Source organism: Gardnerella nova (assembly GCF_049244055.1).
Classification (GTDB): Bacteria; Actinomycetota; Actinomycetes; order Actinomycetales; family Bifidobacteriaceae; genus Bifidobacterium; species Bifidobacterium vaginale_H.
The window spans coordinates 1221449-1241156 of the sequence record NZ_CP058369.1; the positions used below are offsets into that span (position 1 = coordinate 1221449).

Annotated in this window: 13 protein-coding genes and 1 pseudogene; all 14 read right to left on the minus strand. The window is 48.8% G+C overall.

Translation table 11 applies throughout. From position 1 onward, the window contains the following. Nucleotides 1–18 precede the first annotated feature (18 nt). The gene (locus HXT56_RS04815) at nt 19–408 is read right to left on the minus strand and encodes a hypothetical protein (RefSeq protein ID WP_421777906.1); all 390 of its coding nucleotides are present in this window, start codon (nt 406–408) and stop codon (nt 19–21) included. A 103-nt stretch (nt 409–511) separates the two neighbouring features. Next, nucleotides 512–1951, minus strand: a complete 1440-nt coding sequence (locus tag HXT56_RS04820) for a Maf family nucleotide pyrophosphatase (RefSeq protein WP_421777907.1) — start codon at nt 1949–1951, stop codon at nt 512–514. A gap of 30 nt (nt 1952–1981) precedes the next feature. Next, the gene (gene thrB, locus HXT56_RS04825; protein ID WP_421777908.1) at nt 1982–3076 is read right to left on the minus strand and encodes a homoserine kinase; all 1095 of its coding nucleotides are present in this window, start codon (nt 3074–3076) and stop codon (nt 1982–1984) included. A gap of 59 nt (nt 3077–3135) precedes the next feature. Further along, nucleotides 3136–4494 (minus strand): homoserine dehydrogenase, encoded by a 1359-nt coding sequence (locus tag HXT56_RS04830; protein WP_421777909.1) that lies wholly within the window; start codon nt 4492–4494, stop codon nt 3136–3138. A gap of 129 nt (nt 4495–4623) precedes the next feature. Continuing rightward, nucleotides 4624–5616 (minus strand): CPBP family intramembrane glutamic endopeptidase, encoded by a 993-nt coding sequence (locus HXT56_RS04835; RefSeq protein ID WP_421777910.1) that lies wholly within the window; start codon nt 5614–5616, stop codon nt 4624–4626. A gap of 212 nt (nt 5617–5828) precedes the next feature. Continuing rightward, nucleotides 5829–6971, minus strand: a complete 1143-nt coding sequence (locus HXT56_RS04840) for a D-alanine--D-alanine ligase family protein (protein WP_421777911.1) — start codon at nt 6969–6971, stop codon at nt 5829–5831. A gap of 173 nt (nt 6972–7144) precedes the next feature. Further along, the gene (locus tag HXT56_RS04845) at nt 7145–8140 is read right to left on the minus strand and encodes an NAD(P)H-dependent glycerol-3-phosphate dehydrogenase (protein WP_116712407.1); all 996 of its coding nucleotides are present in this window, start codon (nt 8138–8140) and stop codon (nt 7145–7147) included. Between the two features lie 171 nt (nt 8141–8311). Next, nucleotides 8312–9241: a lysophospholipid acyltransferase family protein gene (locus HXT56_RS04850; RefSeq protein ID WP_421777912.1), complete on the minus strand. Its 930-nt coding sequence runs from the start codon at nt 9239–9241 to the stop codon at nt 8312–8314. A gap of 108 nt (nt 9242–9349) precedes the next feature. Further along, on the minus strand, nt 9350–10222 hold the full coding sequence (locus HXT56_RS04855) for an anchored repeat-type ABC transporter permease subunit (protein WP_421777913.1): 873 nt from the start codon (nt 10220–10222) through the stop codon (nt 9350–9352). A gap of 14 nt (nt 10223–10236) precedes the next feature. Next, complete coding sequence (locus tag HXT56_RS04860) at nt 10237–11025, minus strand: anchored repeat-type ABC transporter ATP-binding subunit (RefSeq protein ID WP_116712404.1); 789 nt, start codon at nt 11023–11025, stop codon at nt 10237–10239. A 31-nt stretch (nt 11026–11056) separates the two neighbouring features. Beyond that, on the minus strand, nt 11057–12862 hold the full coding sequence (locus tag HXT56_RS04865; RefSeq protein WP_421777914.1) for an anchored repeat ABC transporter, substrate-binding protein: 1806 nt from the start codon (nt 12860–12862) through the stop codon (nt 11057–11059). Between the two features lie 77 nt (nt 12863–12939). After that, the gene (locus HXT56_RS04870) at nt 12940–15159 is read right to left on the minus strand and encodes a choice-of-anchor M domain-containing protein (protein WP_421778495.1); all 2220 of its coding nucleotides are present in this window, start codon (nt 15157–15159) and stop codon (nt 12940–12942) included. A gap of 15 nt (nt 15160–15174) precedes the next feature. Then, nucleotides 15175–16443, minus strand: coding sequence for a TIGR03773 family transporter-associated surface protein (locus tag HXT56_RS04875; RefSeq protein ID WP_421777915.1), 1269 nt, complete (start codon nt 16441–16443; stop codon nt 15175–15177). A 983-nt stretch (nt 16444–17426) separates the two neighbouring features. Beyond that, nucleotides 17427–18999: pseudogene (locus HXT56_RS04880) on the minus strand (choice-of-anchor M domain-containing protein); the annotation flags it as partial. Between the last annotated feature and the right edge of the window lie 709 nt (nt 19000–19708).

The window sequence follows — 19708 nt, forward strand, 5'->3', positions numbered from 1 at the left end:
CTAAAAACTAGCAGAAAACTAGCACGTGTCAGCGCGTAGACATAATTTTATAAGATTCCACAGAATAAAAGCAACACAAATACATCGCAGCGCTTTAAGCATGTCGTCGGCGCAAACGCCGGAGATTTTCCGGCAAATGTTCCACAAAAACGCCAAAACAGCAACAAACGCCGGAGATTTTCCGGCAAATGTTCCAAAAAACCACCAAAACAGCAACAAACGCCGGAGATTTTCCCGCAAATGTTCCAAAAAACCACCAAAACAACAACAAACGCCGGAGATTTTCCCGCAAATGTTCCAAAAAACCACCAAAACAGCAACATTTTCCGGAGAAAAAACTCCCGCAAATGTTCCAAAAAACCACCAAAACAACAACAAACGCCGGAAATTCTCCCGCAAATGTTCCACAAAAGCGATAATTCCTTTACATCGTTGTACAGAAAATAACGAAATCTCGCCAAAAAGTGACAGTGACTTTACAAGCATGTAAAGAAACTAACGCGCGCTACGCTTACGCGAAGGCATGTCGTCGCGCTAGCAAATCAAGTCGCGCGCGGAAAGACGGCCAATCCGTGCGCATTGCCGTAAGCAGCTTCAACTTCGGCACGTCGTCAATCGGCACCCACTTGATTTCCATACTTTCGTCGTCGTGTGCGCAAGGATTCACACTATGCCCCGGCTTTTCAAACGCAAAAACCGTTGTGTACCCCCAGTTGCCATGGTCCTCACGGTATGCGCCAACAACCTCAATATCTTCCGAAGTAATATTCGCTTCCTCGAAAGACTCGCGCAAAGCACCCTCAATCGCACTTTCGCCGTCGGAAATCGCGCCGCCCGGGATACCCCAAGTACCGCCTTCCGCACTCCAAAGCGCGCGATGCTGCATCACAACGTGCGTCACGCACCCAGTCGACTCATCTCGCCTGGCGAGAAGCACGCCAGCCGCACCGTTATGACCCCAGTGCCTGCGCCCGCAATTGCACTGCACCCAGCCATCTCCCGGCTGATGCACGTTTTCTTTAGGCACCTGTGCGGAAGCTGGATCGTTCTTCGCACCGGCTTCTTCCAAAGTATTCTTATTCCACAAATCCGGCCACGCGTAGCCAAGCTCAGTAACCATCTTGCGAAGCAGCGGCAAGCTGATTCCAAGAACTCCGTGCGGATCGCCTTGAATTTCCTCAATAAAAGCTCCGCCGAAACCTTCTAACGTAAAGGATCCCGCAACTTCCAGCGGCTCGCCTGTTTCTACGTAAGCACGAATTTCCGCGTCGCTCATGTGCGCAAAAGTTACGCTTGCGTGGCTTGTTTTGCACACGATTTTGCCGGTTTTTGCGTCGATTAAGCAGTGGCCCGTCCACAATTGCCCCGTTTTGCCACTCATTTGCTTGATTCGTTCAAAAGCAATTTCGGGAGTATGCGGCTTTCCGTAGCACTCGCCATCGAGTAAGAACATGGAATCGCAGCCAACGATTAGCACATTGTTGCAATCGTTAGAAGATTCATTTAGATGAGCAAAATTGTGAATATCGAAAGTTTTAGTAGGTACAGTTACGCCTGAAAAATCGCGGGTTTGCGCTGTATCTACATTATGCGTTACGTCCGCTTGGGAGTCGCTTGCTAAAGCATTATTAGTAGTTTCCGCAGCTACCGTAGTTTCAGCAACTTCAGCTTCCAGCGGATACCCCACAACGCATTCGCCAGTAGCGCAGCTGGCCGCATCCGCCACACGCTTCCACGACTCATACACAGCCTGAGCTTTTGCTCGCGCCAAAATCGAAACGCGCTCCTCAGCACTCAACTGATCAACGCTTGTTTCACGTTCACTGGCAGCATCTCGCAAAGCCGCCGGCTCATCCACTTCGCTCACGTGAATCACCGGAATTACGCCAGCCGCTGCCAAAACCGCTCTACGCGAAGGCGACTGTGAAGCCAAAATCAACGAAACTGCCATATCTGCTCCCTTTTTATAACTTCTCACAACCTATTCGCGAGCGACCGTTACGCCAGTCGAATCGACTGGCACGTGAAGCACTCGCCAACCGTCGCACGCAAGCCACGGCTCCGCAATTTTGTCGATTTGCGCGTTCGCGAGCGCAGCACTTCCGGCATGGAACACAGCTACGCACGATCCCGCTCCAGAAATCGCGGCCGCAAAACCGGCAGCGCGCAACGCTTCCACCAAATCCCACGAATCCTGCATAAGACTTGCGCGATACGGCTGATGAAGCGCATCTTGCGTTGCTGCGAACAGTAATGCGTTGCGAGAAATGTTGGATTTCACAGCTTCTGCACCAAACTCACCAGATGCGCCAAACGAACCAAACGCAACCGGAAGCATCGCAGCGCGAGAAACGTTAAATATTGCATCCCCGTAAGGCACATTTGCCGGAAGCGCACGTCTCGCAAGTTCCGTAGAAAGCTCGAAATTAGGCACGAAAACTGACACGGAAATATCTTTCGAAACTTCATATCGCACCGTGTGGAAACCTGCAGAAAGCGGCTCCTCTCCACATCCTGCCGCATCCTCTCCAGCCACTCGCACGGAACCCTTACCCTCGCCTACATCAAGCTTCCAACTCATCGTCAATCCGCCAAAAACAGCAGGCGCCACGTTATCCGGATGTCCCTCAATCGCGGCCGCAATCTCAAAAATTGCTTCGCGATTAAGCTCGCCTTCGTGCGTAAAAGTCCAAGCAGCCGCCACTGCAGCCACAATCGCCTCTGCAGAAGACCCCATTCCGCGCGCTTGCGGAATTTGATTATGCGCTTCTAAAGTGAATCGCAAGTTTGGTAACCCAAAAATTTTGCAAGCCTTACGAAAAGTTGATACTACTAAGTGCGTTTCGTCTTTTGGAAGCGTGTCCTCGCCTTCGCCGTGAATAATTACACGCACGTTAGGTAATTTTTCTGCTGCCGAACTTTTTTCGTCGGTTTCAGACGCAAAAATTTCATCGTCTAAAGTAAAAGTTAAAGAATCCGCGTAATCGAGCGCGATTCCGGCAGTGTCAAAACCCGATCCTAGATTTGCGCTAGTTGCCGGCACTCGCACTGAGACGGTTTTGCAAATCGGTTTCATTTAGCACCTTTTCCGTTTAGCTGGCCTACTTAATAATCTGGCCTACTTAGCAATCTGGCCTACTTAATAATTCGCAAAGCAAGCGGCTTACCTAGCACAACGTCCAGCGATTGCAAATCTTCGCAAATAGCCTGCATCTCAGTGTCTGCACATTCGCGCACAAGCACGCGCACGCTTCCAGGCCCGCCAATTCCGCAGGCAGGGCAATCGCCTTCGCCGCCATTTTGCGCATATTTCGCCTCGCACGCCGAAGCCAAACGCTCTGCTTTCACGCCGTGAGCCGCAAACACGTCCATAACTTCTCCACACAAAGCAGCTGAAGTGTCTTCCATATTGCAACGCACCACAAAATCGGCGCAAGTTTCTTCACTAGAAGCCGGCACGTAGCTGTTGTACATTGGCACAGCGAAACCAGAGCATTCGCGCACAAGATTTCGCGCTGCGCAAACAACGTCTCCCACAACAGCGCTGGCCGTTGGAGCGCCGCCGGCACCGCGGCCGTAGAACATCAAATCGTCGGCAGCTTTCGCCTTCACAAACACCGCATTAAAACTGCCATGCACCGAAGCCAAAGGATGCTCCGCACTAACAAGCGCCGGATACACGCTAACGCTTACTCCGTCGCCGTCGCCATGTCGCTCGACAGCCGCAAGCAGCTTAATTACGCGATTTTCTGCTCCAGCAGCCGCAATATCTTCAGCAGTGATCGCACTAATTCCCTCAACGGAAACGTCGTCAATACTCACTGGCATTTGGAATGCAAGCGTTGCTAAAATAGCAGCCTTATTCGCTGCATCCAAACCTTCCACATCTCCCGTAGGATCTGCTTCAGCGTAACCCTTTTCTTGAGCCGCACGCAAAGCCGTTGCGAAATCAAGCCCTCGCACTGTCATTTCGTCAAGAATATAGTTGGTGGTGCCGTTTACGATACCAAAAATTTGCGTAATTTCGTCACCAATAAGCGACTCTCGAAGCGGACGAACAATAGGAATCGCGCCGGCAACAGCCGCCTCAAAGTACAAGTCAACTCCGTGACTTTTTGCACACTCGTACAATTCCGGACCAAATTTTGCAAGCAACGCTTTATTTGCAGTAACCACAGATTTACCGTGGCTCAGCGCACTTTTTACGAAAGTATGCGCCGGTTCGAGGCCGCCAATCAGCTCGATTACAATATCGACGTCTTCGCGCTCACACAAGGAAGCCGTATCAGTGGTGAGTAAATCGCGATCAATCCATGGAGCATCTACTTCTTCCGGACGCAAGCAGGCCACGCCGGCAAGTTCGATTACGGCACCGGTTCGGGCGGCAAGCTCCTCTCGCTGCTCAACTATTAGTCGCGCTGTTTGCGAACCGACGGTTCCGGCTCCCAGCAGGCCTACGCGAATAGTTTTGCCGGCAGACTGTTCGTTTGACATAGCAATCTCCTTTGTGTGCTGTGGCGCGACTCTTGTTATGCGCAACTTTTTATAAAATTTCCGTTATATAAATTTCTGTTATACAAACTTCCGTTATATAAATTTCGTTATCCGAACCTTATCCGAATACTAAGCGAAAAGCATCATCACATTCATCATGATCGCAATAATCAAAAATGCGATAACGCCAACAGTTCCGTATAATGCTTTTCTGCCTTCGCGTTTAGGCAATTCCGTAGGCGCGTCGAAGAACACGAGATATCGGCGGCGACGAACGAGCAAAACTATGCCAATCACCAACATAACCAGCATAAACATGCCATAAATTCCAGCCAGCATAAAACCAGCAGGCAAATTCGTCAGCTCTTGATTCGAAAGTTTATCTATGTCGACCATATTGCCGCTCGCATCCACCAACTGCTTTTCCAGCCACAAAGCAACAACGCTTCCTTGGAAGTTCACAATCATGTGAAGCAATATGCTGTAGCGCAAACGCGAAGTGCGCACGTACATGTAGCCGAAAACAAGCCCAAGTCCGAACGCGTAGAAGAACTGGAAGATGTTCATGTGGAATAGCGCAAACGCGAGCGCCGAAAATACGATGGCCCGCTTTTCGCCGTATACGCGCAGTCGCGAAAGTATCTGCTTTCTAAACAACCATTCTTCCATAATCGGCGCAAGAATCACCACAAACACCATGGTTTCCCACGTACTTCCGGATTCAATAATTTCAGAAACGTGGTTTTCTGCTTTGCCGCCCGTAAGCAATAAAGCGAGCACAATTCCCAACATATTGCCAATGTACATAATTGGTACACTTGCGGCGAAAAAGCCTCCAAATTGGCGCAATCGCATAGTAAATTGGCGCGTGGCAGCAACGGGGACTTTGCGAATGACAAGCATTGCTATTGGCAGCGCCACCAAGTATTGTGCCACATCCGATACGAGTATGGTCCCTAACGAATTGCTCACTGCTCCTCGTGGCACGAATTGCGAATAGCACATGCCGAGCACGTACGCTACAGCAATCCACACAACTAGTAACAGGCATAATGACATGCCAATAGTTCCTTGGCGTTTTTTCGCCAACACATACGTGTTGTCATGTTGCAGTTCTTGCATACCCGTTCCTTTATATTGTCGTTTTTACTTATTTGCGATTATTCGCGATTTTACTTATTTAGTTATATATTTACTTATTTATTGATTCGCGATTATTTTTCGCTTTTTACTTAAAGTTACTTAAAGTTACTTAAGTTACTTAAGTTACTTAAGTTACTTAAGATTACCTAAGATTACCTAAGATTACCTAAGATTACCTAAAGTTACTTTGCTTACTTAAGCACACCTTCAATAAGTTTCGTAATCAAATCACTGTAGCTTATTCCGGTTGCTTCCCAAGCTTTTGGATACATGGAAATTGGCGTAAATCCAGGCATCGTGTTGATTTCGTTAAGGATTACGCGCCCGTCTTTAGTTACGAAAGAGTCCACGCGACTAAGCCCTCTGCCGTCTGCTGCTTTGAACGCTGCAAGCGCTGTTTTGCGAACTCGCTGCAAAGTTTCTTCCGGCAGATTTGCTGGCACTTCCACGTGCGAAGCCGCAGAATCCATGTATTTGCTGTCAAAATCGTAGAACTGGTCTTCGCCAGCCTCGCGCTTGTCGAGCACAACTTCTCCAGGCCAGCTTGCCTGCGGCTCCTCACCGTCGCGAGCCGCAAGAACCGCACACTCGATTTCACGCGCGTCAATTCCCTGCTCTACTAACACTCGCCAATCGTGCTTTGACGCTTCAAAAACGGCTTGTGCCAAAGCTTTAGCGTCGCGCGATTCCACTTTTGTAACGCCAAAGCTAGATCCTGCACGGCTTGGTTTTACAAAAAGCGGATACTCAAGTTTTGCCGCTTCAACTTGCTCAAGAATTTCGTTTGCGTACGTGCCGAAGCGATTTTCCGCGTCGCTTGCAAACTTTCGCGCATCCAGTGCAATTCCAGGAGCCACAGCAATCCCGGCCGCTTTAAAAAGCTGCTTTGCGTAATATTTATCCATGCACGCAGCCGAAGCTAACACTCCGCAACCAACGTATGGAACTTGCATCATCTCAAGCAAGCCTTGCAAAGTTCCGTCTTCACCGTTTGGACCGTGAAGCACAGGGAAAACAGCGTCAATATGACCCAAACTTGTAAGCGTGCCGTCGGCTTCGCGCACCAAAAATCCGTCTGCTCCTTTGGCAGGATCGAGCACCACATCGCGCGTTTCAGCGGTTTTTGTAATTACCGGCAACTCGCCTTCTTCCATACGGAAGCTTCGCGGGTCTTCGCCACCAACAATCCACTCGCCTTTCTTTGTGATTGCAATTCGCACAATGTCAAAACGATTTTCGTCTACAGCACTGAGCACTCCAGCAGCAGATATGCAAGAAATCGAATGTTCGTCTGCTTTACCGCCATACAAGAACACTACACGCTTTTTCGTCATTTCTTTCCTTTAGCTTATTTTTAATTATTTTGGATTATTTACGATTATTTACGGTTATTTACGGTTATTTACGCGCGCTACTTTTGCAAACGTTACTTTCGCGCGCTACTTACTTTCACAAACGTTACTTTCACAAACGCTACTTTCGCGCACGTTACTTTTGCAAACGTTACCTATTCTTCGCAAACGTCGTCGTCAAAAAGCATTGCGAGCATGTCTTGGCAGGAGATTCCTTCTTCCAGCACGCGAGCCATTGCGCTTGCAAGCGGAGTTGCTACTCCCAAGCGCTTGCCCATTGCCACAACTGCGCTCGTAGTTGGCACACCTTCTGCCACACCGTTGCTTACGGCGGTTGCTTCTTCAACGCTCATGCCTTTGCCAAGATTTGCACCGAAAGTGTAGTTGCGGCTTAGTGGAGATCCGCAAGTTGCCACTAAATCGCCAAAGCCGGCAAGACCTGCGAAAGTGCGCGAATCTGCGCCTTCTGCAACGCCCAAAGCCGTCAATTCTGCAAGTCCGCGCGTTTCAATCATAGCTGCCGTGTTTTCGCCGTAACCCGCGCCTCGAGCCATGCCAACTGCGAGCGCAACCACGTTTTTAAGCGAGCCGCACATTTCTACGCCGATTACGTCGGTTGACACAAACGCTTTAAAGTAGCTGTTCGAGCAGGCTTTTGCCACTACTTCTGCCTGAGACTTTTCAGTGCAGGCAACTACTGCTGCAGCCGGATGGCGAGAAGCAACTTCCTTGCTTAAGTTTGGTCCGGAAAGTGCGGCAAAACGGTTGCGCGGCAAATTCAAAGCCTCGCACACAACTTCATCCATGCGTTTGCCGGTGGTGCGCTCAATGCCTTTCATAAGCGAAACAACAATCGCATTTTGCGGAATAAGCCCCACAAACTCAGCTAACGCAACGCGCGCAAACTGTGCTGCAATCGCCACGACTACAATATCCGCGTTTGCAACAGCTTCCGCACGATCCCCCGTTGCTGTCATGTTTTCTGGCAGTTTTTCTACGCTTGGTAGGCGCACACCGTTATGGTGATGGTCGCGAATTCCTTCAACGATTTCCGGCTCTATTGCCCACATCGTCACCTGATTGCCCGCGTCCGCAAGCACTTGTCCAAACGCAGTTCCCCAAGCGCCAGCACCCAACACCGTAACGTTCATGTTTTATGTCCTGCCTTTCGGTTGTGAGTTTTGTAAGCTGCTTTGTAGTTTCGTGTATCCCGCAGTTTCACGATTCCGCAGACTACTTTGCAACTCAATGACTTATAATCACGCTATTACACAATTCTACACACGCCGCTTTACGGGTGTGCCTAAACGTACGACTACGCACTATTGTTGCGTTTCTTGCGTTTGTTGCGTTTCTTGCGTTTCTTGCGTTTCTTCCGTAACGCGTTTCATAAGACGGTAATTAAAATAGCCGGCAGGCGATTTTTCGCCGCGAATTTCTTCCATAATTTGCGTCATGCGCACGCGAATACGTCTCGCTAGCTCGGCGGCAGATTCCAAAGGAGGTAACTCTCCCCAACTTTCGCTTCCTTGTAACAAATCCGAGTAGTCAAGTTGCGTATCGTAGCACATTACAATGTTTTTCTTCGGCCACGGCCACCAGTGGTTAATGCTTGCAGCCCCCCACACAACCGCGCAAAATAGCGGAATCTGGTGTCCTAGTCTGCGCGAAGCTTCGAGCGCAATCACTCCCACACCTGGCTTCATGCTCATAGGCCATTTTTGCGGATCTCTGGTAACTGTTCCTTCTGGCCACACGCTCAGCGGTCTGCCACTTGTGAGGATTTTGATTGATTCTTCCTCGATTTCGCGAGCTTTTCCGCTTCTACGTGGCACCGGTTGCATACCTACGAGCTGGAACCACTTGCCTAAGATTGGCCAGTTGGCAAGTTCTGCTTTCGCCATGTAGCGCGGACGTCGGCCTTGGTGGAATAGTGCTGTCATCGGCACGAATACGTCGAACATGGTTACGTGCGTGCACGCGGTTATGAATACGCCCTCTTCTGGAACGTTTTCCAATCCCCATGCCTTTACTTTTGAGCGCGACCGCAATACGCGAGACGTTCCTTCAAGCAATCGTTCAGTTGCTTTTGGATTTTGCGCGTTGATTTCCGCTTCGTTTGGCCTGCGTGTGCCGGTTGGATAGTAGTAGGTTGGGTCAACTAAGTGGTGTTTTGCAGCCAAGCGCTTTACTTGCTCATCACTGAGTGGTTTTACGGCGCTTCTTGGCGAAGGTTTTCCTTTTGATACCATACGTCTATTGTGCCGCACGCTATAAACCTGCTACAAACCCGCTACAAACCTGCTACAAACCTGCGCTACGTTCTTTTCTTTACACGCTTGTAACGAAACTGTCACTTTTCAGCGAGATCCCGCTATTTTCTTTACACACGCCTTCGCAATCAGCCCGTGCTTAGGCGAGCAAGCCCACGCAAGCACAAAAAGCGCCGTAGCTACGAGCACAATCGTTCCACCTGTTGCCGTATCAAAGCTCCACGAAATATACATGCCCACAATCGACGACGCGCAACCAATAATCGGCGCAAGTATCATCATTCTCGACAACCTATCCGTAATCAGTCGCGCAGTTGCGGCAGGCGTCACTAGCAGCGCAAGCACGAGCACGTTTCCAATAATTTGCACGGAAACAACCACAGCAATCGCCACCAAAACGTATAACATGCCGTCGAGCCACGCTACCGGCAGTCCCATTGCGCGCGAAGTCTCGCGATCCATTGACACACACACGAGTTCTTTGTGGAACATGCTCAACAGCGCCAAAATAATCAGCCCCGTAACAGCTACTACTGCAATATCCGAGTCCGGAATGCCTGTAATCGAGCCAAAAAGGAAGGATTCCAAAGAGCCTGCGTAACCGGAAGCCTTTGAGATTATTACGATTCCGAGTGCGAAAGCAGATACGAAGAATACGCCAATAAACGAGTCTTCGCGAAGCCTGCGGTTTTGGCTAAAGATTGATACGATTAGTGCGGTTGCAACTCCCGCGAGCGCGCCACCAAATAGCAGATTGCCTTGTAATACGAAGGCGATTGCAAGCCCTGGGAATACGGAGTGAGCTACAGCGTCGCCGATAAATGCCATTCCGCGAAGCACCACGTAGCATCCCACAGCTCCGCAAATTACGCTCGAAAGGCAGGCTACAATAAGCGCTTTTAGTAGGAACCAAAGGTCGGGGTTAGTTAAGTCTTGTATAAATTCGATTGGCGATAACATTTACTTTTCCACCTCTATTTCTTCCCAATTACGCGCTCAACGGCCTGAATAAGCGGATTTTGCGGAGTTACATTGAAGGTTTTCACCCACTGATCAGCACCCAAATTTTGCGGCACATCGTCGCCTACAATACTTCCGTCAAAAAGCATGATTCTTGAACACGAATTAATCGAGCCGATTATGTCGTGCGAGCTCATAAGAATCGCTTCTCCCGACTTCGCTAAATCCAAAAACAGGCTCGTAAGTAGTTCTTGAGTTGGCATGTCAAGTCCGGTAAACGGTTCGTCAAGTAGTAGCAAGCGAGGCTCTCCGGCAAGTGCGCGCGCAACCAACACGCGCTGCCTTTGCCCGCCGGAAAGCTCACCGATTGTGCGGTCACGAAAATCGGCCATTCCGGTGCGCTCAAGCGAGGCAAGCGCTATCTCGTAATCCTCTTTTTTCGCGCGACGAACGTAACCAATATGCCGAATCCTGCCCATCATCACCACGTCAAGCACGGAAAGCGGAAAATCCCAAGCAATATCGTGACGCTGCGGCACGTAACCCACGTAGGACACGCGCGGGTTCATGCTGCCACCTTCCGTATGAGGCGCGCGCACTTCCAACTTTCCGACGTGCGGAATCAGCCCCATAATCGCACGAAATAGCGTTGTTTTGCCGGCACCGTTTGCACCCAGCAAGCCAACAAATTCGCCGCTATTAATAGTAAAGGAAACGTTTTTCACAACAGCGCGACTTGCGTAGCTTACGCTTAAGTTCTGCGCGTTAATAACAGTACCGTTTTCGCTAATATTTTTATTCATAAGTCACTTCCACTTCAATCTCACTTAAAGCTCACTTCAAGCATTTTGCTAAAGAATCCGCATTCGCCCGCATCATATCCGCGTAAGTTCTAACTTTCGCGTCGAAAGCGTCACCATAAATTGGGCAAACTTTCACATGCGCCTCAGCCGCAAGCTCTTTAAGTACCGACGAACGCGAAATCAAATTCGGCTCCAAAAATACTGCCGGAATCTCCAAATCGCGCAAAATTTGCGAAAGCCTACGCCTGTCTTGCACACTCGGCTCACTCGAAGGATTGATCGTTACAAATCCCGCAATATTTACGCCGTAAGTCTTACCTAAGTAGGCAAAAGCGTCGTGCGTTGTGACTAAATTGCGTCGTTCTTTTGGAATTGACGCAACTTTTTTGCGCATATACACGTCCACATCCAGCAGCTTGTTAATATAGTGGTCCGCGTTGGCGCGATACTTTCGCGCGTTTTTAGGATCCACTTCACAAAGTCGATCCGCAATCGTGCGCACATACGCTATGCCGTTTTTTACCGACTGCCACAAATGCGGGTCAATATCGCCGTGAACATGCTTTCCAAGAACCGCTTGCGGAAGTTGATACAACTTTTCGCGAGCCGCACCCAAAAAACGATACCCCTGCTCTGCCGGAATCTCCTTTAGCGCATTCGTCGGCACTTCCACAACCACATCGCGAGGCTGGTAGTACACTCGCTTTGGCGTTGCAGAGCGCTTTTCTTGTAAGGTATCCACTCGGTACATAAATCCATGCGATGCCAGATCGTACGCTAAATCGGCATGACCTTGATTCAAAACCACGCGCGCGCCGCGCTTTTTCGCTATTTTCTGCGCATTTACGCCAACCGCAAAGCGCATGGTTGCATTCCCTAAGCTTGCCACTCGCGCGCCCTGAGCGTTCAAAATATCCGTGTGCCAGTCAAGCGTGTACTCTCCCGGCTTGCTAAAAGCCCAACTTAAGTGCGTGTGTGCGTCAGCCGGCAAATCCACGTGATCGTCGTCGCTAATTCCGTTCGCTGAATTTACGTAAGTTTCAACGCTTCCGAAAGTGCCTGTAAGGTAAGCAAATAACGCTCCTGGACCACTCACTTTTGTTGCAGTTAAGCGGATTCTGTCGGAACGCTTCATGTTGTATGCGTTTGGCTTTATTACGGTTGCGCGTCCTTCTTTTGTTACTGTTGAAGGCGCGTTTGATTGTGAAGATTGCGAGTTCTGGGAAGATTGCGAGTTCTGGGAAGGTTGTGCGTCTTGAGAAGGCGAAGATTGCGATTTTTCAGAAGATTTTCCAGAAGATTTTTCAGAAGATTGTGCATTTTCAGCTTCAGCTCCCACCTGCGCAGCCATACGCTCCGTGGCAAGCCCAAGCCAAATCGTATCCAACGACACGTCTTCAACCATCGGAATAATATCCGCCGCATGCTTCACGCTTTCTTCCGCAAGCTCAACGTTCGGCACACCTTTTCGTAAGTTCGCGTCCAAAGCGGTAATCACGCCGTGTTCCTCAAGCATCATGTAGTTACTGAAAGCCACATCCGCATACACAACATCGCGAATTGAGCGCAATCGCGGCTCGTAGGAGTGTGGATCTGCATTATCCGGCACAATTGCACTTACGTTCGCAGCGTCACCCGCAACATTTGCCACCATATCGCGCAAAACGCCTGTAGTTGTAACTACATTAATTCGCCCGTCGCGATGACCTGCGCTATTGCCGCCATGCACAGTTCCACACGCGCCAAGTGGTAGAGTAAGCGCGACTACGGCACACGCTGCAACCACCGTTACGAATTTTTTCCGCAATATTTTGGGCTGAAAAATCACCCTTTTCATTCTCCTATTTCACACTTCTACTATTGTTAAGTAGCGCAATTAGTAGCGCAATTAGTAACGCGAACTAACAGCGCAGACTAGTAACGCAGCAACCAATTCAAGTTGATAAACCCGCGTTTGTAGAGATACCAAATTCCAGCACCAGAAACGCCAAGAATTGCAAGTATGCCTCCTGCAAGTAATGAATACGCTACAGCAGGATTGTTTTGGAATAGGCCAGCAATACCCGTTGCTTCTTCATCCACAACTTCGAGTCCTCTGCTCAATTTCTGTCGGTATAGGCTTGGAGAGAGCTTGTTTCTGCTGATTTTTGGCGTAAGTTTGCTGCGTTTCATTGAAGACGTCGGCAGACTTTTTCCACTGTGGGAACCACTTCCGCCAAAGCTCCTACGGCTTAAACTTCCGCCGCCAAATCCGCCGCCAAATCCGCTGTTCCCGCCATTGTTGCCACCGTTTGAAGGTGTCTTTTGTGTTCCAGTAGGCAACTTAGCAGCGGGAGGATTCTTCTTAAGTAATTGGGAATGCGCGCCTTCTTGATTGTTCTTTCCTGCCGCCGCGCAAGACATTGGCGTTTCTTCAGGATCCACTCCTACCGCAACGTGAATAGCTTTTTGCACTGTTGATTCACCATCAGAGGCTTCAAAATGCAGCGTGTAATATCCTGGCTCGCTAAAGTCCCAGTTTGCGTGCGCATGCGTATTTGCTGGTATCGTGTAGTCGGTTGCGCCTTGTGTTGAGAAAATCTCCTGATCTCCTCCGCCGAGGCCACCAAACATCCAAACTCGCACGTCTCCAGGCCCGTCAACGCTTGTCAGACTTAATTGCGTAGGCTTGTGTGGATTCATGGATTGATTATTCCAGCCCATCCACGGCACACCGTCAATTTGCGTTTGTGGTATGCGGTACACGCCTTGAGTTTTTCCAGCTTCGCCTACTGCAAACACGACGGTATCCGGGTCTCTAAATACGTGGCTTCCTGTCACATCTTCCTGCACAGCCATGTCAATATTATTGGCGTCGTCGTTATAAACAGCAACATCCACATGCCCGTGATCTATTACCAGCTTGTCGCCATCAATATCTTTGAATCGAGTGCACTGCTTCTCGTTGGTAGCTAATTCCTGATCATCTTCCTTTCCACCTTTTTTGCTGCTTCCGCCGGATTTCTTTTCTTTGCTTCCTTGAGGATCAGCCTTCCCAAGCTTGTTTTTCAATCCTTGATCCGGCTTAGCACCAGGCCACGGTGTTACATACACCGTATTGTTGTTGCCGTTGATAAAGAAGGCTCCGTTACTTTGCTGCAATTTAATGCTGTTATCGTCACCTTCCGCATCTTCATCCTCATCAGAATTTTCGTCATCTTCTTCACCATCACTGCCATCTCCATCGTCGCCGTCGAAAGACGGACCGTCATAGTCGGCAAAGTCACCCATCGTCACATCGTGATTGGTTACGTGGAAAGTGTAAATCTGCTCAGCACTTTGCTTCTCGTCACCAACGGCAGCAGTAGCTTTCATCGTCAGTTTGTATACGCCCGGACGGTTAAAAGACCAGTACATATGCGAATGCTTGCCACCAGTCTCAGTGATGTCAACATCTTTCGGCCAGCCATCCGCAGAACCAAGCATTTTTTCATAATCATCACCGCTGCGAGTGTACATAAAAACTTCGCCATTGTGAGGTGCTTCGATACCAGTTAATGACAGTTTGACTGTTGGATTAACTGAAGTAGAACCAGCTCCCTCATATAACGGTCTAGTATCTAAACCAGGCCATAAAGCACCAGTCTTCTCAGCTCCCGACTGATCAAAGAACCAGACTACACCTTCGCGAGTTGTTGCGTAGATTTCTTTTATTACCGGACTGTCCTCATCTTTAGAAAGTTGCATGATATTTTTAGATCCGACTTCAAAAATAAGTCGATTCGTATCGTAACGGGCACCATTATTATCATTCTCTTCAAACGCATCGCCCAAGGTACCTAATACCATGCGCTTATTCTTAGTATCAAAGAAAGTTGCAAAAACGTCAGTATGACCTTTATATGCGTGGCACATTGCAGCTTTACTATCAGCCGCAGGTTGTGAAGCAGTTTTATCTAATCTAGCAGCTGCACACGCTTCAAAATTGGCTTTATTTATGGCGGTAAAATCTTTAGTTTTCTGCTGCTTACCGCTTACCGCAGTAATGTTGCCGTTTTCGTCAGCAAAAGCCGCGGGAGCTCCCATCACCATACCGCACAAGCACACGCCCACTAATAAAGCGCGAGATAATTTCTTTATAGTATTACGCATCATCATCACCAAAATTTCTTATTTCCATTGAGAAGAATCAAAGCCGGAAGAATCAAACTGAGAAGCGCCAGATTCAGTAGTATGAGTATCAATTGGCGCCATTACTGTAGTTTCTTGTCCACTCACTAAATTAGACAAATTGTTGTCTTCGTTAATAGTTTGTACCATTTGTACCGGCTGCGTTTGTTGTACCGGCTGCGTTTGTTGTGCCGCTCGCACCGTCTGCACTGATTGCATCGGCTGTACCGGCTGCTGCCCGTTGTGCTGCTCCGCCAACGCCTGCTGACGAGCTTTCCTACTTTTTACTACGGCAAAACCTACGAAAGCCACAATAATAATGGCAACAATTGCTACCATAATTCCCACGAGCTGAAGTAACCCGGAAGTAGTATCCGCGTTGCGCGCAGCTTGTTTGTGAACGTTGCGCGACGCAGCGTGCGCATGATCGCCACCATCAGTATTTTCTTCAGTTCCGTCGGCACCAGCATTATCTGCGTCATTGTCGTCCGCATTTCCTTCATCCGACTGGTCTCCACCGTCTGTAGCAGCACCCAAAGCAGCTTGCGGATCAGTGCTATCTCCCACGGCAAAGTTCAGTACGCGAGTATCGCTTACCGTGCGTCCGTTCTTAAGTTTTCCAGAAAACGTGAGCTTAACGTGGTACACGCCCGGCTTTGAAAATACCCAATTCACATGCGTGTGCGCGTTAGTTTCGATCCACGTATTTTGCGGATATCCTTTGGTGCTGTCCCAAAGTTGTTGCGGATTATTATTGCCGTTTTCTAAATAAACATGTAATTTTCCGGGACCACTCACCCCATCGAGTGAGAGGTTTGCTCCGCGATCGAGTTCGTTTAATACGCCACCTTCTTGCGTGTTCCAGCCGAGCCATGGCACGTCAGGATTCTGCGTTTGCGGAATCACATACAGCTTCGTCCCTGGTTTTTCACCAATAAAACTGTATGCCGCGTCGTTTGGCATAGGAACTATTGCGTTGTTTGCTAAGCGGAACACCACGTTTTCAGGATCTCTCCACACTGGTTCGTCGCCGGTGTCGTCGCGAATTTTCATTTTCCACTTGTTGTCGATAAGCGTAGGGCCGAAGTCGGCATGACCAGCCTGAATCATCACCGGCTGGTTGCTTTCCGCAAACGCAACTTTCATTAATGGTGCAGGCAAGCATACTGAAGCAATAATGGTGAGCAGTGACAACATCATTGCCGTAAGCGCTTTAGCGTACACATGGCGTCGTTTTTGACTTGATACTGTGTTGTGTGTGAAGTTCATTGTTCTAAGCTTTCTATAAATAATGTTCTTATATGTGCGATTTCTCAATGCGCTAATTTGTGCGAGGTGTTATCAGATCAATTTGGTACGAGGACGAGCAAGTACGCTACACGCGCCTGTTACGGTGCATAATCCAACGCTTGCCGTGCCGGTTGCTGCCGCAACCCACGTAGTACCGTTGTTGTTAGATTCTTGATCTTCCGTCGAGTCGTCTTCTTGTGCTTGCGTATATTCCGTATCGCGCTGCGCTGTAGGATCTTCGTCGCTATTTGTTTGTTTCGACGCTTCTACAGCTTGACGACTTTCGTTTTCAAATGAACGCACGTTTTTCGAGACTTTTTTCGAAGCCTTTTTAGATTTCGTTGTACGCTTGGCAGCGTTTACTGAACGCTTGTTTTTGTTACCGCTGGTGTTTTCTACGCGCTTAAACGAACCCGACGTTTCCGTATTGTTTTTTGCTGCGTCAGTAGATTTTCCGTTACTATTTTGAGGGAAATTCCTCACGTTTTTGTTGCGACGAAGCTGACGGTTGTTGCGAGCGTTCTGATTGCGAGCGTTGCGGTTGTTGCGATGACGCTTAAGTTTCTTCGACTTGCTGGCAGCATTGCCGAAGAAATTCGGCGTAAAAGTGACGCTTCCGTCAGGATTGCCAAACATTCCCGATTTTGTATTCTGCTGCGCTCCCGACTGCGTTAACTTTTGCTCACTCTGGTTTTTATTAAAAACGTTGCCTCCTGCATTATTTGCCGTCGCAAATCCACCGGCAAAACCACCAGCAAACCCATTGTTGGAAACGCTAGCGAAAAGATTTTGCACAAACCCGCGATTTGCAGCATCAGCATCGTTAACGCGTGCACGCCTTCCTCTCACACTTCTATGTACGCTTCTACGCTTCTTAAGGCGACGCTTACTTGAGTGACGCGCGTCTTCTTCCGAATCAGGATCGTGAACTTGTTTCTCAGCAGCCTCTTGTCCGTTATGTTTGGCGCCACCCATATCAATAACGTAATCGCAAAACTCGTCGAATTTACTATTGCGATACAGTTCACCATTCTTCAAAACCAGGGAAGGACGAATCGTAGCACCGTCCATAGAAGCGTCAAGTTTTAGCTCCAACTTGCTGCTCACAGCACCAGGAATGCGCTTAAACTCGCTTTCTCCTTCCTTTTTTATCAACCAAACATAATCCTTAACAATGGAAGTTACTGGACTTGTCGGATCGTCAATTGGCGCGCCGGTAATACCGTCGGTTGCAACGTGCGGGTTAAGTAGCGCTGTTTTCGCACGTAAAGAATCTCCTGGCTTGAAGCGCTTATACGGGGCGATTGCTTTTACAACGGGGCGTCCGTCGGCACCGTGATCTTCAACGGCGATGGTTGCAGACGCAGTATCTTTGCCAACTTGCGTTTCACCTTCAGTTGCGTGAGCATACACCTTCATTTTGTTCATTGCAGGCTCAGCTGGAAGCTGCAATCTCTCAGCAAAAAGAGTGGTTCCATACGCGTCAGGACCTTCGTCAGCGCGCACATATCGCCACTCAATGCGAGCGCCTTTTGGCCTGTTTACCACCTTCAAATCGAGGCCGCCATAACCTTCGTATGAATGATAATGCGGATGCGGTCCGGAATCGCGAATATTGCCGATGCGCATATCGCCGCCATCGTCTTTATCCGTGTCTTTATGTTCTTCGGAAGCTTTGTGCGCTTCTTCATCATCGTCAGGATTAATAGAATCACCGCGACGGTGCAAATCAAGCGTTTCTGTAATACCAGAAGCAGGTACTTTGCCTGAATATGTATCTTCTACTTCAAAAGTGTATTCTGCAGGCTCGGTTGTGATCTGCTTTTTAGTGTTCTTATTTGTAATAGTTGCTGCTACTTTTAGCTTATAAACGCCAGGTTGCGTAAATCCCCAGTTTGCATGCACATGCCCAGCAGTATGTTGATGAATCACACCAGGTAGCATAAATCGGCTACCTTCAGTATCAGGTTCGTCGTCTAAATCGTTCTCTTCAAACGATAATTTCTTCGAAGTTTTTCCAGCTCCCTCGGTAGTCCAAAGCAGAATACGCCCGTTCATTGGTCCAGTAACTTGCTGAATTGCAATATCTGCTGTTGCTTCATCTGCGTGAGATGCACCAACTAAAGTTGCAGCATAACCTGTATCCCAACCCGGGAAGAGAGGATTTCCATTTTGATTTCCGGAACTATCAAGATAGTAGTATTCAGTAGCGAGAGCAGGAAGTTGCGATTTTGTAGTATACGTGCTTTTTGCTACGCGTAAAGTAGTGTTTTCAGGCTTTAAGAAAGTGGCAGCGTCTTTTTCGACGGCCATAATGAATTTACCATTGTATTGAATTGGATAAAATACGTCCGTATGACCGTGACTTAGCACTTCTTTTTTCGTAGGATCGTATTTTTCGCTAGGATTTCCACCTTCTGATGCGTACGCTGTCATTGCTGCGCCAAAACCAGACGCTAACACCGCAAACGCAAGTATGGCAACGCCTGCCATCGCAAAAGCACGTTTCGCAATATTTTTAATGACCTGAGTCATAATTATTATTTCGCTCTCTACACTTCATCTTCTTAAATTCATCGACCTACGCTCTTCTTTCGCAGACGATTACTGAAGATATTTTTATAACGTGTATCAATAATAATAATGATTCTCATTAATAGCAAGTCGACACTCCGCGCAAACTCGTCGGGGTTATAGGCCAAAACTGTGTAAAAAAAAATCATGTCTCGCGTATTGCAATACAAGCGTTTTTTCGTTACTGGTGCAGATTGCGCGCTGCGTTATGGTCTCTTAATCCTGTTCTTCGGACCCGCGTGCAGTCGGAGCGCTGCGTTAGGGTCTCTTAATCACGTTCTTCGGACCCGCGTGCAGTCGGAGTACTGCGCGAGTGTCTCATTTTACTTGTTTTGGGACACTGATGCAGTCGGAGTGCTGCGTTATGGTCTCTTAATCCTGTTCTTCGGACCCGCGTGCAGTCGGAGCGCTGCGTTAGGGTCTCTTAATCACGTTCTTCGAACCCGCGTGCAGTCGGAGCGCTGCGTTAGGGTCTCTTAATCACGTTCTTCGGACCCGCGTGCAGTCGGCAGCGCTCACAAAACACAGCCAAATTCCCAATGAACAACCACGCGAATCTGCCCTGCCTTCGTCAATCGAGACGAAGGCAGACCTCGCTTGCGTTGAAAGCACATCGGTGCTTTCAACCCTAAGCAAGCTCGGCGAATCGAAGTGACTTCTCGCGCATTAT